This is a genomic window from Pseudoduganella sp. HUAS MS19, assembly GCF_053615455.1.
In genome coordinates this window covers 5,221,661-5,247,383 of record NZ_CM132133.1, presented here as the reverse complement: position 1 = coordinate 5,247,383, position 25,723 = coordinate 5,221,661, and the positions used below count along the sequence as shown (strand labels likewise).

Genomic DNA, 25,723 nt, shown 5'->3' with positions numbered 1-25,723 from the left:
CGCGGCCTAAAACGGTGCGATAGGGCACCAATCGCGTATCTGGGGCATCACAATACTCGCCTGCAAGTGCGCGATGAACTCTTTGCGCGGAATGGGCCGCGCGCCCAGCGAGGCCAGGTGGCCGGTCTCTTGCTGGCAATCGATCAGCGCCACGCCGTGCTGCCGCAGGAAATGCACGAGGTAAGCCAGCGCTACCTTGGAACCGTCGGTGACGCGCGCAAACATCGATTCGCCGTAAAACATGGTGCCGATGGAGACGCCGTAAGCACCACCCACCAGCTCGCCGTCCAGCCACAGTTCGGAAGAATGGGCGAAGCCCTGGCGGTGCAGGCCGGTGTAGCCGGCAATGATGTCTTCCGAAATCCAGGTGCCGGGGCCGTCGCGCCGTGGCGCGGCGCAGGCGCGCATCACCTGTTCAAAGGCGCTGTCGAAACGCACTTCCCAGCGCTCGCCGTCGCGGGCAATCTTCTTCAGCGTCTTGCGCAGGCTGTCGGAAATCTTGAAGTCGGCAGTGCGCAGCACCATGCGCGGGTCGGTGCTCCACCACAGGATGGGCTGCCCCTCCGAAAACCATGGGAAGATGCCGCGCTGGTAAGCGGCCAGCAGCCGCTTCGGCGATAAGTCAGCGCCGGCAGCCAGCAGGCCCGGCGCGTCCGTGGTCAGGGCTTCGGAGACGTCGGGGAAGGGCGTATTGACGTCGAGCCAGGGAATCATGTGTCGGACGGCTGGCGCATGGGCTGGGTGATATCCTGGGTGTGGAAACCGTAGCTGCCGCCTTCGCGCATCCTGGCGCGGTCGGCGAAAAAGCATTCCAGCGTGGTGCGGATGGTCGGAAAGGCCAGGTCATCCCAAGGGATTTCCGCTTCCGTGAACATCCTGACGTCGAGGCTTTCTTCGCCCGGCGCAAACTCCAGGTCGCGCAAGGTCGCCAGGTAGAACATATGCACCTGGTGCACGCGCGGCACGTTGAGCAGGGTGTACAACTGGCCCAGGTCGATATTGGCGCCGGCTTCTTCCTCGGTCTCGCGCTGGGCCGCTTCAGCCGTGGTTTCATTGTTTTCCATGAAGCCCGCCGGCAAGGTCCAGAAACCGCGGCGCGGTTCGATGGCGCGCTTGCATAACAGAACCTGCAATTGACCGTCGCGCTCCCAGACCGGGACCGTGCCGATCACCATCTTGGGATTTTGATAATGAATCGCAGAACAGTTGACGCAAACATAACGCGGCCGGTTGTCACCGGCCGGCACCATCAACTCAACAGGGTGGGCGCATTCTGAGCAAAATTTCATAATGTTTACTGTACACCGAACGGCCCGTTGCCGGAATTCAGCGAAATATATTCGAGCTATCGTAAGAACGAGTGGGATAAATATTGCCTAAATTGGCGAGACGCCCTATAATACTCGCATCAGACGCGGGGTGGAGCAGTCTGGCAGCTCGTCGGGCTCATAACCCGAAGGTCACAGGTTCAAATCCTGTCCCCGCAACCAGAATTCCGAAGAAAACCGTCATCAGCAGCCTTGCGATGACGGTTTTTTTTCGCCTGTTTACGCCGCAGCGTGCGCCTGGCGCAGGAAATCCAGCACTTCATCCGACATCATGCGGCCCGCGCTCAGGGCCGGTTCGCTTTCGATGGCTTGGCGGAAGCGTTCGCGCACCCCGGGCGCATTGCCGACCATATCGGTGAACAGCTCAAACCAGCGCTGTGCCAAGGCATGTGCTTGCGGCGCCAAAGGCGAGCGATTGGCAGCCATTTGCTCGCGGATTTCGCTGATCAATGCCGGCCATTCGTGGACGCGGGTCTGGAAATGCTTGTGCATGGCCGCCACTTCCTCCGGCCGCAAGTATTTGGCGTACAGCGCCAGATTGCTTTGGCCGCTTGCCGCCGCGATGTAATTGCGCATCTCGACGGTAACGCCGGCCTCCTTGCGGTAGGCTTCCTCGCGCGTCCACATGGTATCGAGGCGCACCATCATCTCGCGGCTGTGACCGGCCTGGCGGCTGAATGTCGCCATCCATTGCTCCGCCAGCGTTTGCACCGCGGGATCGGCAGGCGCGACGCCGGCCGCCATTTTCTGCTGCACTGCCTCAACCAGGGGTAGCCACTCGTCGCGCGCGGCAGGATCGGTCAGGATGGGCAGTTGCGCCAGTTCTTCCTGGGTAAAATATTTGTCGTACATCGTCATTTGCTCCAGTGTGGTTAGCCAACTGGCCAATTCCGGCGCCTCCCCGGCCAGCAGTTTCCCGCGCAGGGCCGTCAGCAGCCCACGCAGCTTGGCCGCCTCGGCGATTTGCTGGTCGAGCGCATCGATCTGGCGCGCAATCAGGTCGGGCAGGGAAGCGCCTGGCTTGGCCAGGAATTGACCGATGTCGGCCAGCGCCATGCCGAAACGGCGCAGGGCCTGCACCTGGTGCAGGCGGGCCACATCGTCGCGGTTGTAGAGGCGGTAGCCGGCAGCGGAACGTCCCGAAGGCTTGAGCAAGCCGATGCTGTCGTAATGGTGCAGGGTGCGCACGGTCAGGCCCGAGCGGCGCGCCAGTTCACCTACTTTCAACATCATGCTGTGCTCCTTGTCTTCGTTACGTTGGCGCCATGCTGGAGCCTGACGTCAGGTCAGGGTCAAGCGTTGCGTGCAAAAACGTGATGGTAAGCGATCCATCCATTATGATGCTGGACATGCAACGTTTGCTTTTACTTATCGCCATCCTGCTGCTGGCCCGCGCCGATAGCAGCCGGGTGCCCAATGCGCATCCCGCGCTGGCACTGTTGCCGCTCCAGATGGCCTGGGCCTGGGAGCGGGCGGAGGATTTGCGCTGGCTGCCCGGCGATGCCGGCGTGGCGTTTGTCGCATCGAGCATCCTGCTGCGGGGCGAGGAGGCGCTGGTGCGTCCGCGTACGGCGCGCCTGCTGGTGGAGCCAGCCACCGCACGCGTGCCGGTACTGCACGTAGACATGTCCGGGCGCGAGCCGCCGGCGTTGAATGAAGCGCAGATGCAGGCCATCGTGACGGAACTGCTGCGCATTGCTCCAGGCGCCAACCGGCAGGTCGTGCAACTCGATTTCGAAGTGCGTCGCTCGCAGCGGCCATTCCTGGCCCGCACCATTGCCGCCATCCGCCGCAGCCTGCCGCCCGAAGTGGCATTGTCGGTCACTGCGCTGGCATCGTGGTGCCTCGACGATGCCTGGCTGGCCGAAGGCATGGCCGACGAAGTGGTGCCGATGGCATTTCGCATGGGGCAGCAACAGCACGAGCTTCGCCAGCGCCTGCGCTGGCAAGGATTCAGCCAGCCTTATTGCCGCCAGGCGGTAGGCTATGCGACCGATGAGCCGCGCCTGCGGCGCCTGGCTCCGCGCAGCTACTATTTTTCACCCCGATCCTGGACGGCCGCGCAATGGCAGGCCCTCCATTCACCAATCAAGGTACACGCTCCATGAAACGATTCCCCAAGCTGCGCAAGCTTGCAGTCGCCGCCGCGTTAGTCGCTCTCCCGCAATATGCGCTCCCGAGCGGTGGCGACGGCTTCAATTACAACCTTTACGCCAATGAATTCATGGTGGCGCCGCGCGCGCTGCCCAAATACGCGGCAGGCAACCTTGGCGTGCTGTCCAGCAGTTATTGGCGGGTGTACCTGTATCTCGCTTACCAGGCGGCCAATGGCCGTGGCATCAACCCGTCGCAAGTCGCTGCGCTGAAGGTCCGGGATTGGCACGTGGGGGAAGGCCACCGTTCGTGGGACTACGTCGCGAATGCCGAAAAGAATGGCAGCGGTGACTGGTTCAAGGCGCGCGCGCCGCTTGCGCAGCAAGTGGGCTTGCCGGCCGAAGTAAGTATCGAAATCACCGGCTCCGACTATTGGGGCAACTACGTGAATTGCCATGCCGATGCCTTGCGGCGTGCCGCCGCCACTGCCAAGGCGCGTGCGCAAATGGGGCCGGGCGGCAAGCCTGACCAGTGGTTCAAGGCCTGGCTGGAAGGGCAGGACGCGGTATTTGCCAATTGCCGCGTACAGGACGGCCCTGCGACAGCGGTTTTGCCGCCTGCCATTCCAGGCGATGCCCCTGCATGGCTGAAAGCAGACCGTGCCTACCAGGAGGCAGCAGCCAATTTCTATTCAGGTAATCTCGACGCCGCGCGCCGCCAGTTCCAGGCAGTGGCACAAGATGCCTCGTCGCCCTGGCAGCCGCTGGGCGCCTACCTGGCCGCACGCTGCCTGATTCGCAGCGCCACACTGCACGACGAGGAAGCGCAGGACAAGCGCGTGGCCAACTTCAAGCAGGCGCGCCAGGAGCTGGAAGCATTGGCGCCGAGCTACGCGCCGGCCCGGAAAATGATGCTGCTGGTCGATGCGCGCCTCGATCCAGCGGCGCAGGTGAAAGCGCTGGCGCGCCGCCTCGAGCAGGAGCCTTTCAGCGCGGATACGCCATCGATACTGAGCGACTATCTGATGTTGCTGGACAAGCTGCCGCGCAGCGAGATGATCGCCGCCAAGGAACCGCTGACTGCGTGGATCGGCAGCATGCAGGGCGACTCGGCGGATTTCCATGACAGTAACGACACGCCCGAAACGAAGGCGCGGCGCAAGCAGTCCCTGGACGTGGCCCGGCAGAACTGGCAAAAGCTGGGAGACCCCTTGTGGCTGGCGCCCCTGCTTACGCTGGGCAAGGCGGGTGACCTCAGCGACGCAGAACGCAAAGCCGCTGCCGCCGTTCCGGCCAGCCATCCGCTATACCAGACCATGCAGTACAACCTGGCCCGCCTGGCGGTAGCGGAAAACCGACAGGCGCAAGCCGACAAGGATATCGACCGCGTCCTGGCGGCACAGGGTAAGTCCATGTCGGCCGCAACCAGCAATCGCTTCATGGCACTGAAGATGTTGACGGCAGGGACACTGGACGGCTTCGTCAAGGCCGGGCGCCGTCTGCCTGATCCGGTCGAGCGGGGCGGTCCGGTCGATGACGCGGCAAAAGTACCCGAAGGCACCGACGACGATTTCCGGCTGGCGGTGAACCGCTACCTGCCAATGGCGAGCCTGAAAGCGCTGTACGAGCATCCCGCCTTGCTGCCGGCATGGAAGACGGAGCTGCGTGAAACCATGTTCACGCGCGCATTGATCGCCAACGATGAAGCGACAGCGCTGTCCCTGCTGGATGGCGTCGCGGAAGGGCGCAAGACCACAGCGCACCTGTACGCGCGCTATCGCAAGGCAGCCAGCGGTGCCGAGCGCAAGCTGGCCGGCGCATTGATCCTGGTGAATACGCCGGAGTTAAGGCCGCAGGTAGTCAGCAAAGCAGGCGTTGGCAGTGACGCCGCCTGCAACCCGATCGGCATGGAAGGGAGACTGGCCCCAGCGCCGCGCTTCCTGAGCCAGGAACAACTGGCGGCGGCCGAGCGGGAGCAACAAGACTTGCGGCAGTTGTCGCTGCGCTCGACATACCTGGCGCCGGCCCTGATGGCCTGGGCGTCGGCCAAGCCGAACGACGAAGAGGCGCCGAAAGCGCTGCACTTCCTGGTCAAATCGATGCGGCGTGAATGCCCTTGGGGCGAGGTTCCCCAGGAAACATGGGATTTGCGCTCCCGCTATTCGAAACAGGCCTTCACCATGCTGCACAAGCTGTACCCGAAGAGCGACTGGGCGCGCAACACCAAATACTATTATTGAGTTCAGGCCTCGAGAGCCAGGCTGGCCCACAAGTGGGCCGCCGCCATCGTGCGGTGCGGAGCGTAGCGCTGCAGCAGGGCTTCGGTGCGCGCCATGTCAGGCTTGTTCTCTTCGCCCAGCAAGCGCTGCAGCGCAGCGCGAACAGCCACGTCGCCGTGCAGCGAGCAGTCGGCGTAGCCGTAGCCTCGCAGCAGGGCATAGTTGACTGTCCACGGCCCGATGCCTTTCACCGCCAGCAGGTTGCGGCAGATGGCGGTGAGCGGGTTGTCCTCGCGCTGTTCGATATCAAGATCGCCGTTGGCGACAAGCTGGGCCAAGCGGATCAGGGTCTCGGCCTTGGCGCGCGAGAATTTGCGGGTGGTCAGGTCTTCGGCCGCAAGCTTGGCCACATCTGCGGCTTCCGGATAGCACCACAGGCCATTTCTGTGCTGGCGCCCCGCCTGCAGGATGAAAGTGCGGCGCAGCGCAATCGCAAAAGACAGATTGATTTGCTGGCCGATGATGGCCCAGGTCAAGGCTTCGAAAACGGTTGCCGATTGCACGATCCGCAGGCCGGGCTGGCGAGCGACCAGAGGGCCAAGCAGCTCGTCCCCGCGTGCGAACGCAACGAAAGGAGCCGGATCGATGTGCAGGCCGAGGATGTTGCGCGCCGCGGCTTCGGCTTGCGCCGCCAGCCCAGGAGGAAGCTTGCGGGCACGCGGAAGGTCGAAATCGGCTTCGCAGGCGATGCAGCGTTCGCGCCCCTGCGCCAGCGTAACGGCCAGCACCACCGGCACGCCGCACAGCAGCATGCCCTTGCGAATCGTCTCCGGGCTCACGTGTTCCGCCACGCTTTCGGCATCGCGGCTGTGGAAGGACAGGACATCCTGCACGCGATAGGCGACGGGCAGGGCAAGGGAAAACGTATGCTTCATACGGCCTCGGTCTTTTGCATCCAGGGCAGCCTGACTTTGTAGCCGGTAACCAGCATGGTGCCGGCGATGACGATGGCGGCACCGGCAACGGTGTACCAGCCGACCACCTCATGCAGGAACAGCGCGCCCCACAGGATACCGAACAGGGGGTTCAGGAACGTGACGGTCAGCGCCGAAGTCGGCCCCACGTCGCGCACCAGCCCGAAGTACAGCAGATAAGCGATACCGCTGCATAGCACGCCCAGCGCCAGGGCAGCGCCCATGATGCCGATGGTCGGCTCGCCCGGCTGCGGAAAGATCGCCAGGGACGGAATGGTCAGCAAGGCCGCCGCCCACATGCTGCCGTGGGCATTGGCGAATGGTTCCACGCCCTGTGCCGACTTGGCCACCTTGGTGTAGGTGGTGGCGATGCTGTAGCTGAAGGCCGCCAGGGTGGCGGCGGCGATGGCCAGTCCCGCGCCCGCCTTGCTGCTGGCGTGGTCAAAGCCGACCAGCATGGCGACACCTGCCGTGCCCAAGGCCAGTCCCAGCATCACACGCCCGGAAACCATATGGCGATGCCACACGGCGCCAACGATCGCCCCCCAGATGGGCGCGGTCGCATTCAGCACCGACAGGACCGAGGCAGTCAGCGTTTTAGCCGCGAAGGCGAACAGCAGGAAGGGCAGGGCAGAGTTAAAGAAGCCCAGCACGAGGTAATGTTTCCAATGCCTGCCCAGGTCAAGCCGCTTGCGCAGCACCAGGGCCACCACAGCCAGGAACATCGCCGCAAACGTCACGCGGTACTCGATCAACACCCCGGGCCCCAGCACCGGCGCCGCAATCCGCATGAACAGGAAAGAGCCGCCCCAGATGGCGGCCAGCAAAATCAATTTGAGAAGGTTCGAAGTATTCATACTGTTCAGTTCGTGTCACACCATGGGGTCACACCCTAAGTGTGACACGGGCTCAAGCGCTTCACTGAGGAGTCCGTGTCACTCTCGGGGTGTGACCCCATGGTGTGACACGGGCTGGGCGGTGGCAAGCCGGTTCTTGCTATTGAATTCATGTGGGGCAGGCGGGGCCGGGGGCACTGGCGAGGGCGGCGGCGTGGTTGATCTGCAGTACCCGGGGGACGCCGTTTTTTACCGCGGTCATTTCAGCCAGGATGGAGATGGCGATTTCCGGCGGCGTTTTGCTGCCGATGTACAGCCCGATCGGGCCGTGCAGGCGGGCGATCTGTTCTTCCGTCAGGTCGAACTGCAACAGCCGTTCGCGCCGCTTGCTGTTGTTGGCGCGCGAGCCGATGGCGCCAATGTAGAAGGCGTCGGACTTGAGCGCTTCCAGCAGGGCCATGTCGTCCAGCTTGGGGTCGTGGGTCAGCGCGACTACTGCGCTGCGCGAGTCGAGCTGCATTTCCAGCACCAGGTCGTCCGGCATGGCGTGCACCAGCGGTACGTCCGGTAGCGTCCAGCCGGCGCGGTATTCTTCGCGCGGGTCGCAGACCGTGACGTGGTAATCCATCGCGCTGGCGATCTGCGCCAGCATCCGCGATAGCTGGCCGGCGCCGATGATCAACAGCCGCCAGCGCGGGCCGTGCTGGGTGACCAGCAGGTCGCCTCTGCGTTCGAGCACGGCGCCGGGACGGGCGCGCTCCAGTGCGACGGCGCCGTTGCCCAAGTTGAGCGTGCGGGTTACCAGTTCATGTCCGGCCAGGCGCTCCAGCAATTCGTCGATTTGGCTGTGCGGGCCAAGCGGCTCCAGCGCCAATTCGATGGTGCCGCCGCAGGGCAGGCCGAAGCGGTGCGCTTCGTCGGCGCTGATGCCGTAACTGACAACGTCGGGCATTGCGCGCACGATGCCTTCCTTGCGCACCCGCTCGATCAGGTCATCTTCGATGCAGCCGCCGGAGACCGAGCCGACCACGCGGCCGTCGTCGCAGATGGCGAGTGTGGCGCCAACCGGGCGCGGGCTGGAGCCCCAGGTACGGATGACCGTGACCAGCTGGCAGCGGTGCCCCGCCGCCAGCCATGCGGAGCAAGTCTTGAGTACTTCGAGGTCGATGCTGTCCATGCACCGAACTATAGCAAGGGTCAGCGCTTTTTGCAGACGGCCTGCAGGGCCTTTTCCGGCAGGCTGCCGGGCGCAATCGTTTCGGGATCGTAGGCTTCGTATTTGAAGGTGGCGGCCGGTTCGCCCTTGCCCAGGACATCGGCGTGGAAGGTCTGGCTGAGCAGGGTGCGGGTGCCCGCGTCGCAGGCATACAGGTGCTGCGAACGCACCGAAAGGTACATCTTGCCGTCCGGTGCAGTCTGCGGCTTGCGGAAGGTTTCCATGGTCCAGGCCTTGCGGCCTTCGGCGACGCTGCGCACGGATTTACTGTCCAGCAGCAGGGTGCCGTCCTTGTCCTTGCCGACCGTGGTCCAGGGGCCCGCCAGCGCCACGCCGGGCGCCAGGGCGAGCAGCAGGACCGGGGTCTTCATGGCAGCAGCGGGCGCTTGGCGGCCTGCTTGGCCTTGATTTCGGAAACGCTGCGGTCCATCGCGGCCAGGCGGGCGGTGACGTTGGGGTGGATCGCGGTGTAGCCGTTGAGCGCCGTCGCCGGATACTGGCTGGACAGGCGCTGCCAGAAACTGCGGGCATTGCCGATGTTGTAGCCGGCGCGCGCCAGCATGTACAGCGCCAGGTTGTCGGCCGCCACATCGTAATCGGACGGCATCGGGCGCACGCCGGCGCTGCCGACCAGCATGGTCAGGTCGGGCCGCACCGAAGCCAGGTTGTCGATGATGCTGGCCATGGTGGCGGTGCTGCGCATGGAGCCGGCATGGCCCAGGATGTTATGCGCCAGTTCCTTCGCCATCACGTAGGCGATCGCTTCATCGTTCTGGGCGAAGTTGATCATGCCGCGCGTGAGCATGACGCGGCTGCCGTCGTTGTAGGCGTTCACATTGTCCGAGTTGCCCAGGTCGACGCGGAAGGCGCAGGCGCGCGTCACCGGCACGTTCAGTGTCTGGTTGTTTCCGTTGCGGGCGATGGTCATGTTCAGCGTGGCGCTGCTGGCGGTCAGCGGGCCGAAGACGGCGGCGGCCTTGCTTTCGGCATCGCGGCCGCGCGGCAGCGGCTTGCCGCCGGCGGCGACCAGGTCGTCACCCTTGCGCAGGCCGGCCTTGGCGGCGCCGCTGCCGGCCAGCACGCCGGACACTTGCAGCACTTCGTCGTAGCCCAGCACGGCGGCCGAGGCATCGGCATATTCGCCAGGGTAGGAGTATTTGTTCTTGGCGGTGAAGCCGAGCAGGTTGCGCGCCTGTGCCTTGCACAGGTCGGCGTTGTTGATCAGCAGCGGGGCGGCAATGCGGTACAGGCGTTCCTGCAGGCCGGCGATCACCTTCAGGTTGTCGCGTGCGGCCTGCATTTGCGGCGTCACCACCGGGGCGGCAGGTGCCGCCGGCGCGACCGGCTCCAGCGGTGCGGCAGGCGCGCCGTCAGGCTGGATCGTTGAACAGGCAGAGAGCAGGAGCGCGGCCGCAATCGCGGGCCAGGTCAGCCGGCGGGCCGGCGAAGGGGATTGATTGCGTTGCTCTACTGCCATAGATATTTCCTCAGTGCTTGCCTGTGCTGCCGAAACCTCCGGCGCCGCGGTCGCTGGCCTCGAAGTCTTCGACCACCTTGAAGCCAACCTGCAGCACGGGCACGATGATCAATTGCGCCAGGCGCTCCATTGGGTTCAGCGTAAACGTGTTGAAGCCCCGGTTCCAGGTAGACACCATCAATTGTCCCTGGTAATCGGAGTCAATCAAGCCTACCAGATTCCCCAAAACAATGCCGTTCTTGTGGCCCATGCCCGAACGCGGCAGTATCATGGCGGCATAGCCCGGATCGGCAATGTGGATGGCCAGGCCGGTTGGCACCAGCACGGTCTGGCCGGGCTCGATCACCAGCGGCGCATCGATGCAGGCGCGCAGGTCGAGGCCGGCGCTGCCGGGGGTTGCATAGGCCGGCATCTGGTCTTTCATGCGCGGGTCGAGGATCTTGACGTCTACAGTTTTCATTGGAAGAGCGAGTTCTTGTCGATGCGTTTGGCGATTTCGGAAATCAGCTGGCGCGCCAGCGTGAGCTTGTCGGCGCGCGGCAGGATGGTGTGTCCGTGTTCGTCAAACAGGATGATGGTGTTGTCGTCCTGGCCGAAGGTGTTGTGGCCGATATTGCCGACCAGGAGGGGAATGCCTTTGCGTTCGCGTTTGGAGGCGCCGTATTCGATCAGGTTTTCCGATTCGGCGGCGAAGCCCACGCAGTAAGGCCAGCCGGCCAGGCTGGTGCGGGTGGCAACGCTGGCCAGGATGTCCGGGTTCTGTTCGAACTTCAGTTCCGGCACGCTGCCGTCGCCGGTTTTCTTGACCTTCTGCGCGCTCGGGTTCAGCACCTTCCAGTCGGCTACCGCGGCCACCGAGATGAATACGTGCTGGCCGCCGATATGGTCCATCACGGCGTCGAACATCTGCTGCGCGCTCTTGACGTCGTGGCGCTCCACGCCGAACGGCGTTGCCAGCGCGGTCGGGCCGGACACCAGGGTCACCTCGGCGCCGGCTTCGCGTGCGGCGCGCGCTACGGCATAGCCCATCTTGCCGGAGGAGAGATTGGTGATGCCGCGCACCGGGTCGATGGCTTCGAAGGTCGGGCCGGCGGTGACGAGGATACGCTTGCCGGCCAGGACTTTCGGCTGGAAGGCGGCGATCATTTCGGCCAGCAGCTGCTCCGGTTCCAGCATGCGGCCCAGGCCCACTTCGCCGCAGGCCTGGTCGCCGGCGGCAGGGCCGAAGACCGTGATGCCGTCTTCGCGCACCTGCCCGACATTGCGCTGGGTGGCCGGGTTGGACCACATCTCAACATTCATGGCCGGCGCAATCAGCAGCGGCACCCGGCTTGGGCGGGCCAGGCACATGGTCGACAGCAGGTCGTCGCAGACGCCGTGCGCCAGCTTATAAATGAAGTCGGCGGAGCAGGGCGCAATCAGGATGGCGTCGGCATCGCGCGTGACGTCGATGTGGGCCATATTGTTGTTCACGCGCGGATCCCACTGGCTGCTGAAGACCGGCTTGCCGGACAGCGCCTGCATCGTCACCGGCGTGATGAAGTGGGTCGCGGCGTCCGTCATCACGACCTGTACCGAAGCGCCTTCCCTGCTCAATGCGCGGCACAGTTCAGCGGCTTTGTAGCAAGCGACGCCGCCGGACAGGCCGAGGACGATTTTTTTGCCAGTCAGTTCCATAGTGCGGCTCCTACTTGTTCACGCGCCGCAGCTCGTCCAGTACGAACAGTGCGGCGCCGATGCAGATGGCGGTGTCGGCGATGTTAAAGGCCGGGAAATGGCCGAAGCCGCGCCAGTGGAAGTCCAGGAAATCGATCACGTGGCCGTGCCAGATGCGGTCGATCACGTTGCCGACCGCGCCGCCCAGAATCAGGGACAAGGCCCAGCAGAACATGCGCTGGCCGCTGTGGCGCATCAACAGGTAAATGATGTACAGCGCTGCGAACACGCCGATCGCCGTGAAGAAGTGGCGCTGCCAACCGCCTTCATTGGCCAGGAAGCTGAACGCCGCGCCTTTGTTGTAGGCCAGGACCAGGTTGAAGAAGCTGGTGACGACTTTTTCTTCGCCGTACACGAACAGCTTGTTGACCGTGATCTTGGTAAGCTGGTCGAGCAGGATGATGATGAAGGCAATGCCCAGCCAAGGGGCCATGCTGCCGGAAGCGGGTTTGCTGCTGAAGGTGGTGGTCTTTTTGGTGGCCATGTAGATTCAAGGTGAGGGCCGCCGCGCAGCAGCGCGGCGGCAAAGCCATTTCAGGCGAACTTGCGGGACTCGCCGGCGCCGAACAGATTGGCGTGGCAACGGCCGCACAGGCCAGGATGGTCGGCGTGCGAACCGACGTCTGCGCGGTAGTGCCAGCAGCGCTCGCATTTCTGCGCGGTCGATGCCGCCACGTTCACCGCTTCATCCGCTTCGGATGCCACTTCGACAGCCTTGGCCAGCGAGGTGATGAAGATGAACTTCAGGTCGTCGTCCAGCGAGGACAGTACCTTGAACTTCTCGCCGGCAGCCTTGATCTCCAGCTCCGCCTGCAGCGAGGAGCCGATCGCGCCGGAGCCGCGCAGTTCTTCCAGCTGCTTCGTCACGTTGGCGCGCACGGCGATGAGGGTTGCGTACTTGGCCATCAGGACTTCGGCATCTGCCAGTTCAGGCAACTGCCACCAGGTCTGGGTGTAGATGGTTTCGTCGCTGGCCTTGAAGGCTTCCTCGCCGGCGAACGATGCCCACGCCTCTTCGGCGGTGAAGCACAGGACCGGTGCCATCAGGCGCAGCAGCGACTGGGTGATGTGCCACAGTGCGGTCTGCGCGGAACGGCGCGCCTTCGAGTCCACCGCGCTGGTGTACAGGCGGTCTTTCAGGATGTCCAGGTAGAAGCCGCCCAGGTCTTCGGAGCAGAAGTTCTGCAGCTTGGAGACGACCGGGTGGAACTCGTAGCGCTCGTAGTGAGCGGACAGTTCCTTCTGCAGCGCGGCCATATTGGCCAGGGCGTAGCGGTCGATTTCCAACAGCTCGGCAACCGGCACGGCATTGGCCTTCGGGTCGAAGTCCGAGGTGTTGGCCAGCAGGAAGCGCAGGGTGTTGCGGATGCGGCGGTATGATTCGGTCACGCGCTTCAGGATCTCGTCGGAGATCGACAGCTCGGAGGTGTAGTCGGTGGCGGCGACCCACAGGCGCAGGATGTCGGCGCCCAGGGTGTCGGACACTTTCTGCGGCGCGACGGTGTTGCCGATCGACTTGGACATCTTCTTGCCTTCGCCGTCGACCACGAAGCCGTGGGTCAAGAGCGCCTTGTACGGCGGACGGCCGTTCAGCATCGAAGAGGTCAGCAAGGAGGAGTGGAACCAGCCGCGGTGCTGGTCGGAGCCTTCCAGGTACAGGTCGGCCGGGAAATGCGATTGCTCAGGATGCGAGCCGCGCAGCACGGTCTGGTGGGTACAGCCGGAGTCGAACCAAACGTCCAGGGTGTCCTTGTTCTTCACATAGTGCTCGGCTTCCGCGCCCAGCAGGGTAGCCGGGTCGAGCGCTTGCCAGGCGTCGATGCCGCCTTGCTCGATCAGCTTGGCCACTTGCTCCAGCAGTTCCGCGGTGCGCGGGTGCAGCTCGCCGGTTTCCTTGTGGACGAACACCGCCATCGGCACGCCCCACTGGCGCTGGCGCGACAGGGTCCAGTCCGGACGGTTGGCGATCATGCCGTGCAGGCGTGCTTTGCCCCAGTCCGGGAAGAACTCCGTGGCCTCGATGCCTTCCAGCGCCGTTTCGCGCAGGGTGGAACCGCCATCGAGCGGCTGGATGTCCATGCCGGCAAACCACTGCGAGGTGGCGCGGTAGACGATCGGGGTCTTGTGGCGCCAGCAGTGCATGTAGCTGTGGTCGAACATCTTCAGCTCGAACAGGGCACCTGCTTCGCGCAGCGCTTCGCAGATCGGCTTCGAGGCTTCCCAGATGCTCATGCCGCCGAACAGCGGCAGCGAAGGGATGTATTTGCCATCGCCCATCACCGGCTTCAGGATCTCGTCATCCTTCATGCCGTGCGATTTGCAGGAGATAAAGTCGTCCTGGCCGTAGGCCGGCGCGGAGTGCACCACGCCGGTACCGCTTTCCGTCGTTACGTAATCGGCGATGTACACCGGCGACAGGCGGTCGTAGAACGCGTCGCGCGCATGCAGCGGGTGTTTGAAGGCGATGCCGGCCAGCTTGTCGCCGGTGGCGGTGGCAACGACCGAGCCTTCCAGCTTGTAGCGTTCGAGGCAGGATGCCACCAGGTCCTTGGCCAGGATCAGCAGCAGGGGTTTGCCTTCACGCTCGGTCTGCACCAGCGCGTAGGTCACCTCGTGGTGCATGTTCAGGGCCTGGTTGGACGGGATGGTCCAGGGGGTGGTGGTCCAGATCACCACGAAGCCGTCGCCGGCCGGCAGGGCAGGCAGGCCGAAGGCGGTTGCCAGCTTGTCGTGTTCATGGAAGGCGAAGCCGACGTCGATCGCCGGGTCGCGCTTGTTCTGGTATTCCACCTCCGCTTCGGCCAGGGCGGAGCCGCAATCGAAGCACCAGTTCACCGGCTTCAGGCCGCGGTAGACGTAGCCCTTCTCCAGCAGCTTGCCCAGGGCGCGCAGCTCGTCGGCCTCGTTGCCGTAGTTCATGGTCAGGTATGGGTTGTCCCATTCACCCAGCACGCCCAGGCGGATGAAGTCCTTCTTCTGGCGCTCAACCTGCTCGTGCGCGTAGGCACGGGCCTTGGCCAGCACGTCGGCGGTCGGCAGGTTCTTGCCGAACAGCTTTTCGATCTGGATCTCGATCGGCATGCCGTGGCAATCCCAGCCCGGCACGTACGGCGCGTCGAAGCCGGCCAGGGTGCGCGACTTCACGACGATGTCCTTCAGGATCTTGTTGACGGCGTGGCCGATGTGGATGTCGCCGTTGGCATATGGAGGACCATCATGCAGCACGAACTTCGGGCGGCCAGCCGATGCCTTGCGGACGCGTTCGTAGATCTTCTTGTCCTGCCATTGCTTGACCCAGCCCGGTTCGCGCTTGGCCAGGTCGCCGCGCATCGGGAATGGGGTCTCGGTCATATTGACCGGGTATTTGCTCTTGTTTGCTTTGTTGTCAGACATGATGAATGCTTTAAGTTTGTATTTCGGTAGGCGCTTGCGGAGTCGGGCAGCGCCTAAATTCGGTCAGTCACGGAGTTGGCGGCGAAGAAGGCGCGCGCTTGGTCGGCGTCGCGCTCGATGGCTTTGACCAGGGTAGGCAGGTCAATGAACTTTTCTTCGTCACGTATCTTTTTCAGGAATTCGACGCGCACCACCTTGCCGTAGCAGCTTTTGGCGAAATCGAAGACATGGACTTCCAGCAGCACGCGGCCGGCGTCTTCCACGGTCGGGCGCACACCGAGGCTGGCCACTGCCGGCAAGGGCTGCGGGCCCAGGCCGTGCACCTGCACGATGAAAATGCCGGAGAGGGCAGGGCGGTGCGGTACGCGCAGGTTCAGCGTCGGGAAGCCGATATCGCGTCCCAGCTTGGCGCCGTGGATCACGTGGCCGGAAATGGAGTAGGGATGGCCCAGCAGTGCCTGTGCATGCGGGAAATCGCCTTGCGCCAGCACGCTGCGCACGGCGGAGGAGGAAATGCGGGTTTCGCCATTGCGCACGGTGGGCAGCACTTCGACTTCAAAGCCGTAGTGCTTGCCCGCTTCGGCCAGCAGGGCGACGTTGCCGGCGCGTTTGGCGCCATAGCAGAAATCGTCACCCACCATCAGCCATTTCACGTGCAGGCCTTCGACCAGCACCTTCTCGACGAAGGTTTGCGGCGACTGGCCGGCAAAGGCGTCGCAGAAGTGTTCGACGATCACGCGGTCGACGCCATTGTTTTCCAGCGCCTGCAACTTGTCGCGCAGGTTGGCGATGCGCGGCGGGGCTTTCGACATGTCGCCCATCTTGCGGGCGAAGAATTCGCGCGGATGCGGCTCGAAGGTCATGACGGCCGATTCCAGCCCCAGGCGATCGGCGGCCGCGCGTACGCGCGCCAGCAACGCCTGGTGGCCGCGGTGGACACCGTCGAAGTTGCCGATCGTCAGGGCGCAGGGCGCACGCGCCGCTGCATTGGGAAGTCCGCGAAATACCTTCATGCTTCTGTTGTTGGGCGTAAATGCTTGATTATACGAGATGAAAGCAAAAAAGCGCTGCCTGCGGGTGCAGGCAGCGCTTTTCTTGGCTCAGCCCGGCTTTGTTCAGACCGGGTTGTTAATGTACATGGTCCAGTAGCGGGCCAGTTCCGGCTCGCCAGCGCTGCCTTTCACCGACTTCAGGGTGCTCAGGGCAGCAGCCTTCTTGCCGGCGATGTACTGTGCCACGCCGTAGTGCAGCTTCATCTCTTCAGGCTTGCGCGCGCTACCCATCTTGATCGCTTCCTCGATCAGCTTCAGGCCGTCCGCTTTGCCTTCGGAAACCAGGGCATAACCCAGGTTGGCCAGGCCATCGGCATCCTTCTCCTTGCGGAAGTTGGCTTCCTGGGTGGCAGCGTTCTTCTGCAGGTCGGCCTGGGTCTTGGCCGCCAGGTCTTTCAAGCGCTGGTGACGGCCGGCGTCGGCGCCGGTGCCCAGGGCACCTTTCTTGTAGCCTTCGTCGACAATCTTCAGGGCTTCAGCCGGATTGCCGGCTTGCAAGGCCAACTGGCCCATTTCCATGAATTCGGCCGGCTTGGCGATCTGCTTCAGGGCCAGCTTGAGGCGCATCACGTCCAGGTTCAGGGACGAGGAGAAGCCTGGCTTGCCGACCACGCGGTTCAGCAGGTCGGCCCAGTAGGATGCCTTCGGATAGGACGCTGCCAGCTTTTCCAGGGTCTGCACGTAGCCAGCCTTGTCGTTCTGCTTCAGCTGGATATTGGCCAGCATCTGCAGGCTGCCTTCGGATTTGGCGCCTTGCAGTTCGCGTGCCGCCTCGTTCAGTTTGCCGCTCAGGTAGTAGGTCTGGATCAGTTGTTCCTTCATCTGGGCATTGCCCGGATTGTCTTTCAGGACCTTCTGGATGTAAGTGATGGCTTTTGGATAATCCTTGGCGCGCAGGTAGATGCTGGCCAAGGCTTCGGTAATTTTCGGTGCCTGGGCCGGGGACAGTTTGCCCGATGCCAGCACGAACTCGAAGGCGCGGGCGGCGGTCTCATTCTCGCCGGCAGCGGCAGCTGCGGAACCGCGGGTGTACTCGATCTGGAACTTTTCCAGTTCCGACTTGTTGCCGACAGCGTCTGCTTCCTTCAGTTTCGCCAGGGCTTCCTTGTGGCGGCCGGAGGACGCCAGCTTCTGGGCTTCCTGCAGCGGCTTGCCGACTTCGGCGCGCACGGTCTGCGCGTGCGCGACCGACGACAGGCCCAGCATCGGGGCGGCAGCATTGAAACCGATTGCGGCCATTACCAGGCCGAGATGTGCAAGACGAAACTTGGTCATGGGATAAATTTCTTTCTTCAGAATGCGAAATAGGCAGGATAACCTGCCTATTTGGGAAAATAAAGGGTGTGTTGGACCAATTATTTACTGGAACTGCTCGTTGCCGACCAGACCGATCTTGGTGACGCCGAGACGCTGGGCCGAAGCCATCACGCCTGCCACCACGCTGTAGTTAACCAGCTTGTTGGGACGCAGGTGCACTTCAGGCTGGTCAGCCTGTGCTGCTACGTTCATCAGCTTGGCTTCCAGGGCAGGGCGGTCAGGTACCACCACGTTGTCCCACAGGATGGTGCCGTCGAAGTCGACGTCAATCGTCACAACCACAGGTTCCCTGGTTGGCGGCGGCGGGGTGCCGACCGGCATGTTCAGGTTGACCGAGTGGTTTGCTTTTGGAATGGTAATGATCAGCAGAATGATCAGAACGAGCATGACGTCGATCATCGGCGTCATGTTCATTTCCATCATCGGTTCCGCTTCGCCGCCGGAACTGCCTACGCTCATACTCATGAATTGTTTCCTTTTCAGAAGGCCGCCCCCAAAAGTGCCGGGGGCGGCTTGTTCTTACATCTTATCAGGCGGTTCGGTGATGAAACCGACCTTCTGGATGCCAGCGCGCTGGGTAGTGTAGATCACGCGGCCGATCGATTCATATTTCGCGTCTTTGTCGCCGCGCACATGAACCTCAGGCTGAGGCATCTTCACCGCTTCTAACTTCAGAAAATCGAACAGCTCATTAGCGTCGCGCATTTTCTTCTGGTTCCAGTAGATGTCGCCATCCTTGTTGACAACGATGTTGACGTTCTCTGGCTTGGTCTGGATTGCCTGGTTGATCTCGGCCGGCAGGTTGATCTTCTGCAGTTTGAGAACGACCGGGCTCGTGATCAGGAAGATGATCAGCAGAACCAGCATGATGTCCACGAGCGGAGTCGTGTTGATCTCACTGTTAAGCTGCTCTTCTCCGCCTTCGGAGCCTACAGACATCGACATGGTATTAACCTACTTTTTTGGATGCGGCAGCGGAGGTGGACATTGCGCCGGAGATCAGCACGGAGTGCACGTCTGCGGAGAAGGAACGCACGTCTTCCATTGCGGTCTTGTTACGACGCAGCAGCCAGTTGTAACCCAGAACGGCTGGAACTGCGACCAGCAGGCCGAACGCGGTCATGATCAGTGCGGCGCCCACAGGACCTGCCACTTTGTCGATCGACGCGTTACCGGACATACCGATGTTGGTCAGCGCGTGGTAGATACCCCAAACGGTACCAAACAGACCGATGAACGGTGCGGTGGAACCAACGGTTGCCAGGAAGGACAGGCCATCGGACAGGCGGGACTGCACCTTGTCCACAGCGCGCTGGATGGACATGGTTACCCAGGTCGACAGGTCGATTTGTTCCAGCAGGGCGCCGTCGTGGTGAGCGGTGGCCTTGGTGCCGGTTTCAGCGATGAAGCGGAATGGGGAACCTTCGGTCAGGGTCGCGGTACCGGCAGCGATCGAGGATGCTTTCCAGAACTTGGCGGTGGTTTCCTTGTGCTGCTTGAAGATCTTCTGCTGGTCGATCAGCTTGGTCACGATGATGTACCAGGAACCGATGGACATGATGGACAGGATGATCAGGGTAGCGCGGTCAACGAAGCCGCCATCCCACACTGCGGCGATACCGAATGGGTTTTCCGCTTCTTCTTTGGCGCCGGCAGCTGGAGCTGCTGCTGGTGCAGCTTCGGCTGCTGGCGCAGCTGCTTCAGCTGCTGGTGCTGCGGCCGCGTCAGCTGCTGGGGCTGCTGCTGCATCAGCTGGGGCCGAAGCTGCCGGGGCAGGCGCGTCAGCCATGGCTGGGGCGCTTACCAGGGCGGTAGCTGCGGTCACCGAGAACAGCACAGCGGCCAGTACAGCGGACAAACGGGTATTCTTAAACATGCTTCCTCCAAATTTGAAAAATAATCAGTTCGCTGGCTTAAACGACAACGGACTTACTTAGTTGCGAGACGGTGTTCTGTCTCAGGTTTATTCCAGCGTCCAGACGTATTGCATCTGTTGCCAGCCTTCTTGCGGTACGCCGTCCACGGTGGCCGGCTTGAATTTGCACTTGGAGATACCCGTTTGGGCAGCCTTGTCCAAATCACGGAAACCACTAGATTTCACTACTTTTGCCTGCGCGACGCTGCCGTCGACACCGATCAGGAAGGACATGGTCACGGTGCCAGTCTCTTCGTTACGCAGCGAGGACTTCGGCCATTCCGGCTTGGCGCAGGTGCTGAAGTCGACCACAGCCGGGGTACGAACACCGGTCGCCGCTGGGGCAGGTGGTGCTGGTTGTGCCGGAGGGGCTGGGCGAATATCGGTGGTTGCAGGCTTCACGTTGGTCGCGTTGGCGATCACGTTCTGCGCTGGCGGCGGTTGCTGCACGTTCACTTCAACCGGAGGAATGAATGGCGGTGGGGGGGCCTTCATCTCTGGTGGAGGTGGTGGTGGCGGCAGTTCTTTTGGCGGAGGTGGGGCAACCTCCTCGATGATCTTGGTCTCCACCGGTTCGATCATCTTGCTGATCATGCGCTTGCCCAGGCCGGATACCATGCCGTAACCGACTACAAGGTGCAGGACTATCACGAACGCGATGCCCGTATAGTTCTTCTTCCCGGCAATTTTCTCGTTATCACTGAAATTCATGCCTGCTTTCTCCAATACCAACTCTTGTGTTGCTACTTTAAACCCCCAAAATGGCGACACAAAGCTACAGCCGCATCCGGGACGTCGGCGAATTATACATACGAATTTTGGATTTTTGCATAGAATTTTGTCCCGAAAACCGTTTAAATTTCATGCCCTTAGCCCCATATTGGCAGGCTGTTACCAGGCTCCGCCAAAGCGCTCTGGCAGAAAAAGCAAGAGAAAATTGAGCGTTCTTTCGCCCCTGCGATTGATCTTCATCACTTTTTCTTAAAGACGAAAGAATGCTCGCCAACAAGGTCGGCGAAGCTAAGGAAATTTGGCGAAGTGTGTTGCTTTGACGTAACTATGTCAAAAGCGGCCGTCAGATCACCCGGTTGCGCTTCTCGCGCTTGCACTCGATGGTGCTGATCACCTGGCCATCCGGCGCGACCGTATCCAGGTGAACGTCGAATCCCCAGAGGCGGGCCACGTGTTTCAGGACTTCATTGGCCTGCTGGTTGAGGGGGCGGCGGTTGTACTGCGTGTGGCGCAGTGTCAGGGCGCGGTCGTCGCGGGTATTGACGGACCACACCTGTATATTAGGCTCACGGTTGCCCAGGTTGTACTGGTCGGCCAGCATTTGCCGCACATAGCGGTAGCCGAGCTCGTCGTGGATGGCCGATACGGCCAGCTTGTCGTTCTTGTCGTCATCTAATACAGCAAAGAAGTGGAACTCGCGGATCAGGCGCGGCGACAGGTACTGGGCAATAAAGCTTTCATCCTTGAAGTTGCGCATCGCGAAGTCGAGCGTCTTCTTCCAGTCGCTGCCGGCGATGTCGGGGAACCATTCGCGGTCTTCCGGCGTCGGGTTCTCGCAGATGCGGCGGATGTCGGACATCATCGCGAAGCCCAGTGCATAGGGATTGATGCCGTTGTAATAAGGGCTGTGCACCGGCGGCTGGTACACCACATTGGTATGGCTCTTCAGGAACTCCATCATGAAGCCGTCGCTGACCACGCCCTCGTCGTACAACTGGTTGAGGATGGTGTAATGCCAGAACGTGGCCCAGCCCTCGTTCATCACCTGGGTCTGGCGCTGCGGATAGAAATACTGGCTGATCTTGCGCACGATGCGCACGATCTCGCGCTGCCAGGGTTCCAGCAAGGGGGCGTACTTCTCTATAAAGTACAGCAGGTTTTCTTCCGGCTCGGGCGGGAAGCGCGGCGCCGGCTTGTCGACCGCTTCTTCCTCGCGCCGCGGCACGGTGCGCCACAGCTCGTTGATCTGCGACTGCAGGTAAGCTTCGCGCTCCTTCTGCTTCATTTGTTCCTGGGCCAGCGACAACTTGGCCGGCCGCTTGTAGCGGTCCACGCCGTAGTTCTGGATCGCATGGCAGGAGTCAAGCAGCAATTCAATGGCATCGATGCCATGCCGCTGTTCGCACTCGGTGATGTAATTCTTGGCAAACACCATGTAATCGATAATGGCGTCGGCATCGGTCCAGGTCTTGAACAGGTAATTGCCCTTGAAGAAGGAGTTGTGGCCGTAGGCGGCATGGGCAATGACCAGCGCCTGCATGGTCAGGCTGTTCTCCTCCATTAAATAGGCAATGCAGGGATTGGAGTTGATGACGATCTCATAGGCCAGCCCCATCTGCCCGCGCTTGTAGCCCTTCTCGGTTGCCAGGAAGTGCTTGCCGAAAGACCAGTGCGCATACGATACCGGCATGCCGACCGAAGTGTAGGCATCCATCATTTGCTCGGCAGTAATAATCTCCAGCTGGTTGGGATAGGTGTCGAGCCCGAAATTCTGCGCCACACGGCGGATTTCCTCGTGCGCCTGCTCGATCAGTTCAAACGTCCATTCGGATTGTTCCGGCAGGGCGCGTGGATGCGGGGGGCGCTTGGTCATCTGGTTCATTTTGGCTGCTTCTTGAACAGTTCGCGGAACACCGGATAGATATCGGCCGGCGTGACTATCTTTTGCATGGCGAAGTGCTGGTGGTATTCGGGAATCTGGGCGTACTGCTCCCACAGGTTCTGCGGCGGGCCGTCGGTGATCTCGACATAGGTGTAGTACTGCACCTTGGGCATGATGGTATTGACCAGCAGTTGCCGGCACAGCACGGAATCGTTGTCCCAGTTGTCGCCGTCGGACGCTTGCGCCACATAGGCGTTCCAGCTGCCGCCGCCAAAGCGCTCGTCGATGATCTTGTTTAACAGGTGCAGGGCCGAAGACACCACGGTGCCGCCCGACTCGCGCGAGTGGAAGAACTCGTTTTCGTCCACTTCCGACGCAGCCGTATGGTGGCGGATGAATACGACTTCGATCTTGTCGTATACGCGCTTGAGGAACAGGTAGAGCAGGATGAAGAAGCGCTTGGCGGTATCCTTGCGCTGCTCGTCCATGGAGCCGGAGACGTCCATGATGCAGAACATCACCGCCTGGGTCATCGGTTTCGGCACCTTGATGCGGTTCGAGTAGCGCAGGTCGAAGGGGTCGATGAAGGGAATGGCCAGCAGCCGGGTATGCAGGTGGTGGATCAGCCGTTTCAGCTCGATCACTTGCGGCTCGTCGAGCGGGGCGCCGGCCACCAGCAGCTCTTCCAGTTCGCGTTCGGCCTCGATCAGGCGCTTGCGCGAATTGCCGCCCACCGCAATGCGGCGGCCCAGTGCGCCGCGCAGGGAGCGCAGCACGTGGATATTGGACGGCGTACCGGACACCGTGTAACCGGCGCGCTGCGGCTTGAACTCCGTGGTGGCCGTGAGCTGGGTCTTGATCATATGCGGCAATTCCAGGTCCTCGAAGAAGTAGTTCATGAATTCTTCGCGCGACAGTTCGAAGATGAAATCATCCTCGGTAGTCTGGTCGCTATTGCCTGCGCGGCCACGGCCGCTGCCCCCGCCCCCTTTGGGACGGTTGATCTGGTCGCCTTTCTGGTACTCCTCGTTACCCGGGTTGACCACTTCCCAGATCCCGCCGTGGGCGTGGCCGAACGAGGGCTCGTTCACGTCCTTGACGGGAATGGACACCTTTTCGCCATTCTCGATGTCGGTAATCGAGCGCCCCTTGATGGCGCGCCCGACCGCATCCTTGATCTGGCCCTTGTAACGCCGCAAAAATCGTTCGCGGTTGACTGCGGACTTGTTCTTGCCCTGCAAACGACGGTCGATGAGGTAAGTCATGTGCCTCCTGCCTGCTTGATTGGCGCGTCCTGATTATCCCACTTCTCGATCAGGACGACTTCCTCACGCGCAGATACCATTCGCACAGCAGCCGGACTTGCTTGGCCGTGTATCCCTTTTCCACCATGCGCGCCACGAAGTCGGCGTGCTTGTTGGCGTCCTCGGCACTGGCCTTGGCGTTGAAGGAGATCACCGGCAGCAGTTCCTCCGTATTGGAGAACATTTTCTTCTCGATCACGGTGCGGAACTTCTCGTAACTGGTCCAGGCCGGGTTCTTGCCGCCGTTATTGGCGCGCGCGCGCAGCCCGAAGTTGACAATCTCATTACGGAAGTCTTTCGGGTTCGAAATCCCGGCCGGCTTCTCGATTTTTTCCAGTTCGTTGTTCAGCGATTCGCGGTCGAAGCTTTCGCCGGTGTCCGGGTCGCGGTATTCCTGGTCCTGGATCCAGAAGTCGGCAAACGTGACGTAGCGGTCGAAGATGTTCTGGCCGTATTCGGAGTAGCTCTCCAGGTAGGCAGTCTGGATTTCCTTGCCGATGAACTCGACATAGCGCTGGGCCAGGTGCTCTTTTATATAGGAGAAGTACTTTTGCTCGGTCTCCGGCGGGAACTGTTCGCGTTCGACCTGCTGCTCCAGCACGTAGAGCAGATGCACCGGATTGGCGGCCACCTCGGTCGAGTCGAAATTGAAGACCTTGGACAGGATCTTGAAGGCAAAACGCGTCGACAGCCCGCTCATGCCTTCGTCCACCCCGGCATAGTCCACGTATTCGTGGATGGACTTGGCTTTCGGGTCGGTATCCTTGAGGTTTTCACCGTCGTATACCAGCATCTTGCTGAAAATACTCGAGTTTTCCGGCTCCTTCAGGCGCGACAGGATGGCAAACTGCGACATCATGCGCAAGGTGCCGGGGGCGCAGGGCGCCTTGTCGAGCGAGGAATTGTGCAGCAGTTTCTCGTAAATCTTGATTTCGTCGGTCACGCGCAGGCAGTACGGCACCTTCACTATATATATACGGTCGAGGAATGCCTCGTTGTTGCGGTTGTTCTTGAAGCTCTTCCACTCCGACTCGTTCGAGTGCGCCAGGATGATGCCTTCGAAGGGGATGGCGCCAAAGCCTTCCGTGCCCTTGTAGTTCCCCTCCTGGGTGGCGGTCAGCAAGGGGTGCAGCACCTTGATCGGCGCCTTGAACATCTCGACGAATTCCATCAGGCCCTGGTTGGCCAGGCACAGGCCGCCGGAATAGCTGTAGGCGTCGGGATCGTCCTGGGCGTAGTCTTCCAGTTTGCGGATATCGACCTTGCCGACCAGGGAAGAAATATCCTGGTTATTCTCGTCGCCCGGTTCGGTCTTGGAAATGGCGGTCTGCTTCAGCACGGAAGGGTAGCGCTTGACCACGCGGAACTGGTTGATATCGCCATTGAATTCGTGCAGGCGCTTGACCGCCCATGGCGACGGGATATTGCGCAGGTAGCGGCGCGGGATGCCGTAATCTTCTTCCAGGATGGTGCCGTCTTCCGCCTCGCTGAACAGGCCGAGCGGCGACTCGTTCACTGGCGACCCTTTCAGGCAATAGAACGGCACTTCTTCCATCAATTGCTTGAGCTTTTCGGCAATCGAGGATTTGCCGCCGCCGACAGGGCCCAGCAGGTAGAGGATCTGTTTGCGTTCTTCCAGCCCTTGCGCGGCATGGCGGAAGTAGGCGACCACCTGTTCGATCACGTCTTCCATGCCGTAGAACTCGCGGAAGGCGGGATAAATCTTGATGACCTTGTTGGCGAAAATGCGGGACAGGCGCGTGTCGTTGCGCGTATCAACCAGGGTCGGTTCGCCAATCGCAGCCAGCATCCGTTCCGCCGCCGAAGCGTAGGTCAGGCGGTCCTTTTTGCAAAGCGCGAGGTACTCGGAGAGGGACATTTCCTCTTCCTTGGTGCGCTCATACCGTGCTGCGTAGTTGTCAAAAATGGTCATGTGAATGTCCTTTAATGAAAAATCTACTAGTCACATGGTCGGCAGTCGAAGCGTGGGCTGCAGGCCTGCTCAATGCTTTGCCAGCTTGCCTGAGTTGCCAGGGATTGCCCGAGGCTCGGAGCTGGATCATTATTAGCCGGCGGGGGGATGGTTGCCGGGCTCGAAACGCATCTTACGTTGATGAAATTTATTATTGCTCTATTGGATCTAGAAGTAAAGCCAGTAGTAAAGCCAGTGCAGATCCCCTCGCATATGGCACCACAGTAGCACGGCTGGCTGCACTCTGCAGCACACTTGTGAAGTAAGATGCCAATCCATGTCCATCGCGAGAGAGAA

General features: G+C 61.7%; 23 protein-coding genes and 1 tRNA gene. 3 read left to right on the top strand and 21 right to left on the bottom strand.

The window, feature by feature from the left end; genetic code table 11:
* Positions 1-6: 6 nt before the first annotated feature.
* Entirely contained in the window at positions 7-714 is a 708-nt protein-coding gene (gene aat / locus ACWBU6_RS24035; RefSeq protein ID WP_452645854.1) for a leucyl/phenylalanyl-tRNA--protein transferase, read from the bottom strand.
* Positions 711-1,289 (bottom strand): NUDIX hydrolase, encoded by a 579-nt coding sequence (locus ACWBU6_RS24030; protein WP_452645853.1) that lies wholly within the window; start codon positions 1,287-1,289, stop codon positions 711-713. Before ACWBU6_RS24030 ends, aat begins: the two co-directional genes overlap by 4 nt.
* 124 nt (positions 1,290-1,413) lie before the next feature.
* Between ACWBU6_RS24030 and ACWBU6_RS24025 the strand changes: the two genes are divergently transcribed.
* Positions 1,414-1,490, top strand: a tRNA-Met gene (locus ACWBU6_RS24025).
* A gap of 57 nt (positions 1,491-1,547) precedes the next feature.
* On the opposite strand, the gene ACWBU6_RS24020 is transcribed toward ACWBU6_RS24025, so the two are convergent.
* Entirely contained in the window at positions 1,548-2,561 is a 1,014-nt protein-coding gene (locus ACWBU6_RS24020; protein ID WP_452645852.1) for a MerR family transcriptional regulator, read from the bottom strand.
* Positions 2,562-2,677: 116 nt separating this feature from the next.
* On the opposite strand from ACWBU6_RS24020, the gene ACWBU6_RS24015 reads away from it, so the two are divergent.
* Both ACWBU6_RS24015 and ACWBU6_RS24010 read left to right on the top strand, forming a co-directional pair.
* Complete coding sequence (locus ACWBU6_RS24015; protein WP_452645851.1) at positions 2,678-3,436, top strand: hypothetical protein; 759 nt, start codon at positions 2,678-2,680, stop codon at positions 3,434-3,436.
* A complete protein-coding gene (locus ACWBU6_RS24010; RefSeq protein ID WP_452645850.1) occupies positions 3,433-5,661 on the top strand; it encodes a hypothetical protein in 2,229 nt (742 codons plus the stop codon). The genes ACWBU6_RS24015 and ACWBU6_RS24010 overlap by 4 nt, the downstream gene beginning before the upstream one ends.
* A gap of 2 nt (positions 5,662-5,663) precedes the next feature.
* Here ACWBU6_RS24010 and ACWBU6_RS24005 read toward each other — a convergent pair whose 3' ends face one another.
* From ACWBU6_RS24005 to ACWBU6_RS23920, 18 genes are all read right to left on the bottom strand, one after another.
* Positions 5,664-6,575, bottom strand: coding sequence for a DNA-3-methyladenine glycosylase 2 (locus ACWBU6_RS24005; protein ID WP_452645849.1), 912 nt, complete (start codon positions 6,573-6,575; stop codon positions 5,664-5,666).
* The gene (locus tag ACWBU6_RS24000; RefSeq protein WP_452645848.1) at positions 6,572-7,471 is read right to left on the bottom strand and encodes a DMT family transporter; all 900 of its coding nucleotides are present in this window, start codon (positions 7,469-7,471) and stop codon (positions 6,572-6,574) included. Before ACWBU6_RS24000 ends, ACWBU6_RS24005 begins: the two co-directional genes overlap by 4 nt.
* Positions 7,472-7,619: 148 nt before the next feature.
* Positions 7,620-8,627, bottom strand: coding sequence for an XdhC family protein (locus tag ACWBU6_RS23995; protein WP_452645847.1), 1,008 nt, complete (start codon positions 8,625-8,627; stop codon positions 7,620-7,622).
* A 20-nt stretch (positions 8,628-8,647) separates the two neighbouring features.
* Positions 8,648-9,037, bottom strand: coding sequence for a surface-adhesin E family protein (locus ACWBU6_RS23990; protein WP_452645846.1), 390 nt, complete (start codon positions 9,035-9,037; stop codon positions 8,648-8,650).
* Positions 9,034-10,143, bottom strand: a complete 1,110-nt coding sequence (locus ACWBU6_RS23985; protein ID WP_452645845.1) for a M48 family metalloprotease — start codon at positions 10,141-10,143, stop codon at positions 9,034-9,036. The genes ACWBU6_RS23990 and ACWBU6_RS23985 overlap by 4 nt, the downstream gene beginning before the upstream one ends.
* A gap of 10 nt (positions 10,144-10,153) precedes the next feature.
* Complete coding sequence (gene dut / locus ACWBU6_RS23980; protein ID WP_452645844.1) at positions 10,154-10,603, bottom strand: dUTP diphosphatase; 450 nt, start codon at positions 10,601-10,603, stop codon at positions 10,154-10,156.
* Positions 10,600-11,820, bottom strand: coding sequence for a bifunctional phosphopantothenoylcysteine decarboxylase/phosphopantothenate--cysteine ligase CoaBC (coaBC, locus tag ACWBU6_RS23975; protein ID WP_452645843.1), 1,221 nt, complete (start codon positions 11,818-11,820; stop codon positions 10,600-10,602). Before coaBC ends, dut begins: the two co-directional genes overlap by 4 nt.
* Positions 11,821-11,830: 10 nt before the next feature.
* Positions 11,831-12,343, bottom strand: coding sequence for a signal peptidase II (gene lspA / locus ACWBU6_RS23970; protein WP_452645842.1), 513 nt, complete (start codon positions 12,341-12,343; stop codon positions 11,831-11,833).
* Positions 12,344-12,393: 50 nt separating this feature from the next.
* Positions 12,394-15,252: an isoleucine--tRNA ligase gene (gene ileS, locus ACWBU6_RS23965; RefSeq protein ID WP_452645841.1), complete on the bottom strand. Its 2,859-nt coding sequence runs from the start codon at positions 15,250-15,252 to the stop codon at positions 12,394-12,396.
* A gap of 53 nt (positions 15,253-15,305) precedes the next feature.
* A complete protein-coding gene (locus ACWBU6_RS23960) occupies positions 15,306-16,265 on the bottom strand; it encodes a bifunctional riboflavin kinase/FAD synthetase (protein ID WP_452645840.1) in 960 nt (319 codons plus the stop codon).
* 102 nt (positions 16,266-16,367) lie between these two features.
* The gene (locus tag ACWBU6_RS23955; RefSeq protein ID WP_452645839.1) at positions 16,368-17,579 is read right to left on the bottom strand and encodes a tetratricopeptide repeat protein; all 1,212 of its coding nucleotides are present in this window, start codon (positions 17,577-17,579) and stop codon (positions 16,368-16,370) included.
* An 84-nt stretch (positions 17,580-17,663) separates the two neighbouring features.
* Entirely contained in the window at positions 17,664-18,086 is a 423-nt protein-coding gene (locus ACWBU6_RS23950; RefSeq protein WP_452645838.1) for an ExbD/TolR family protein, read from the bottom strand.
* Positions 18,087-18,140: 54 nt separating this feature from the next.
* Entirely contained in the window at positions 18,141-18,566 is a 426-nt protein-coding gene (locus ACWBU6_RS23945) for an ExbD/TolR family protein (protein WP_452645837.1), read from the bottom strand.
* 4 nt (positions 18,567-18,570) lie between these two features.
* On the bottom strand, positions 18,571-19,497 hold the full coding sequence (locus ACWBU6_RS23940; RefSeq protein ID WP_452645836.1) for a MotA/TolQ/ExbB proton channel family protein: 927 nt from the start codon (positions 19,495-19,497) through the stop codon (positions 18,571-18,573).
* 87 nt (positions 19,498-19,584) lie between these two features.
* Positions 19,585-20,247 (bottom strand): energy transducer TonB, encoded by a 663-nt coding sequence (locus tag ACWBU6_RS23935; protein ID WP_452645835.1) that lies wholly within the window; start codon positions 20,245-20,247, stop codon positions 19,585-19,587.
* A gap of 364 nt (positions 20,248-20,611) precedes the next feature.
* Positions 20,612-22,150, bottom strand: a complete 1,539-nt coding sequence (locus ACWBU6_RS23930) for a SpoVR family protein (protein ID WP_452645834.1) — start codon at positions 22,148-22,150, stop codon at positions 20,612-20,614.
* On the bottom strand, positions 22,147-23,415 hold the full coding sequence (locus ACWBU6_RS23925) for a YeaH/YhbH family protein (RefSeq protein ID WP_452645833.1): 1,269 nt from the start codon (positions 23,413-23,415) through the stop codon (positions 22,147-22,149). Before ACWBU6_RS23925 ends, ACWBU6_RS23930 begins: the two co-directional genes overlap by 4 nt.
* A 49-nt stretch (positions 23,416-23,464) precedes the next feature.
* Positions 23,465-25,387 carry a PrkA family serine protein kinase gene (locus tag ACWBU6_RS23920; RefSeq protein ID WP_057260456.1) on the bottom strand — a complete coding sequence of 641 codons (1,923 nt, stop codon included), beginning with the start codon at positions 25,385-25,387 and terminating at the stop codon, positions 23,465-23,467.
* Positions 25,388-25,723 lie beyond the last annotated feature (336 nt).

What these genes read in the sequence shown, in the direction of transcription:
- aat (WP_452645854.1), bottom strand. Translation starts at nt 714, where the DNA reads ATGATTCCCTGGCTCGACGTCAATACGCCCTTCCCCGACGTCTCCGAA.
- ACWBU6_RS24030 (WP_452645853.1), bottom strand. Translation starts at nt 1,289, where the DNA reads ATGAAATTTTGCTCAGAATGCGCCCACCCTGTTGAGTTGATGGTGCCG.
- ACWBU6_RS24020 (WP_452645852.1), bottom strand. Translation starts at nt 2,561, where the DNA reads ATGATGTTGAAAGTAGGTGAACTGGCGCGCCGCTCGGGCCTGACCGTG.
- ACWBU6_RS24015 (WP_452645851.1), top strand. Translation starts at nt 2,678, where the DNA reads ATGCAACGTTTGCTTTTACTTATCGCCATCCTGCTGCTGGCCCGCGCC.
- ACWBU6_RS24010 (WP_452645850.1), top strand. Translation starts at nt 3,433, where the DNA reads ATGAAACGATTCCCCAAGCTGCGCAAGCTTGCAGTCGCCGCCGCGTTA.
- ACWBU6_RS24005 (WP_452645849.1), bottom strand. Translation starts at nt 6,575, where the DNA reads ATGAAGCATACGTTTTCCCTTGCCCTGCCCGTCGCCTATCGCGTGCAG.
- ACWBU6_RS24000 (WP_452645848.1), bottom strand. Translation starts at nt 7,471, where the DNA reads ATGAATACTTCGAACCTTCTCAAATTGATTTTGCTGGCCGCCATCTGG.
- ACWBU6_RS23995 (WP_452645847.1), bottom strand. Translation starts at nt 8,627, where the DNA reads ATGGACAGCATCGACCTCGAAGTACTCAAGACTTGCTCCGCATGGCTG.
- ACWBU6_RS23990 (WP_452645846.1), bottom strand. Translation starts at nt 9,037, where the DNA reads ATGAAGACCCCGGTCCTGCTGCTCGCCCTGGCGCCCGGCGTGGCGCTG.
- ACWBU6_RS23985 (WP_452645845.1), bottom strand. Translation starts at nt 10,143, where the DNA reads ATGGCAGTAGAGCAACGCAATCAATCCCCTTCGCCGGCCCGCCGGCTG.
- dut (WP_452645844.1), bottom strand. Translation starts at nt 10,603, where the DNA reads ATGAAAACTGTAGACGTCAAGATCCTCGACCCGCGCATGAAAGACCAG.
- coaBC (WP_452645843.1), bottom strand. Translation starts at nt 11,820, where the DNA reads ATGGAACTGACTGGCAAAAAAATCGTCCTCGGCCTGTCCGGCGGCGTC.
- lspA (WP_452645842.1), bottom strand. Translation starts at nt 12,343, where the DNA reads ATGGCCACCAAAAAGACCACCACCTTCAGCAGCAAACCCGCTTCCGGC.
- ileS (WP_452645841.1), bottom strand. Translation starts at nt 15,252, where the DNA reads ATGTCTGACAACAAAGCAAACAAGAGCAAATACCCGGTCAATATGACC.
- ACWBU6_RS23960 (WP_452645840.1), bottom strand. Translation starts at nt 16,265, where the DNA reads ATGAAGGTATTTCGCGGACTTCCCAATGCAGCGGCGCGTGCGCCCTGC.
- ACWBU6_RS23955 (WP_452645839.1), bottom strand. Translation starts at nt 17,579, where the DNA reads ATGACCAAGTTTCGTCTTGCACATCTCGGCCTGGTAATGGCCGCAATC.
- ACWBU6_RS23950 (WP_452645838.1), bottom strand. Translation starts at nt 18,086, where the DNA reads ATGAGTATGAGCGTAGGCAGTTCCGGCGGCGAAGCGGAACCGATGATG.
- ACWBU6_RS23945 (WP_452645837.1), bottom strand. Translation starts at nt 18,566, where the DNA reads ATGTCGATGTCTGTAGGCTCCGAAGGCGGAGAAGAGCAGCTTAACAGT.
- ACWBU6_RS23940 (WP_452645836.1), bottom strand. Translation starts at nt 19,497, where the DNA reads ATGTTTAAGAATACCCGTTTGTCCGCTGTACTGGCCGCTGTGCTGTTC.
- ACWBU6_RS23935 (WP_452645835.1), bottom strand. Translation starts at nt 20,247, where the DNA reads ATGAATTTCAGTGATAACGAGAAAATTGCCGGGAAGAAGAACTATACG.
- ACWBU6_RS23930 (WP_452645834.1), bottom strand. Translation starts at nt 22,150, where the DNA reads ATGAACCAGATGACCAAGCGCCCCCCGCATCCACGCGCCCTGCCGGAA.
- ACWBU6_RS23925 (WP_452645833.1), bottom strand. Translation starts at nt 23,415, where the DNA reads ATGACTTACCTCATCGACCGTCGTTTGCAGGGCAAGAACAAGTCCGCA.
- ACWBU6_RS23920 (WP_057260456.1), bottom strand. Translation starts at nt 25,387, where the DNA reads ATGACCATTTTTGACAACTACGCAGCACGGTATGAGCGCACCAAGGAA.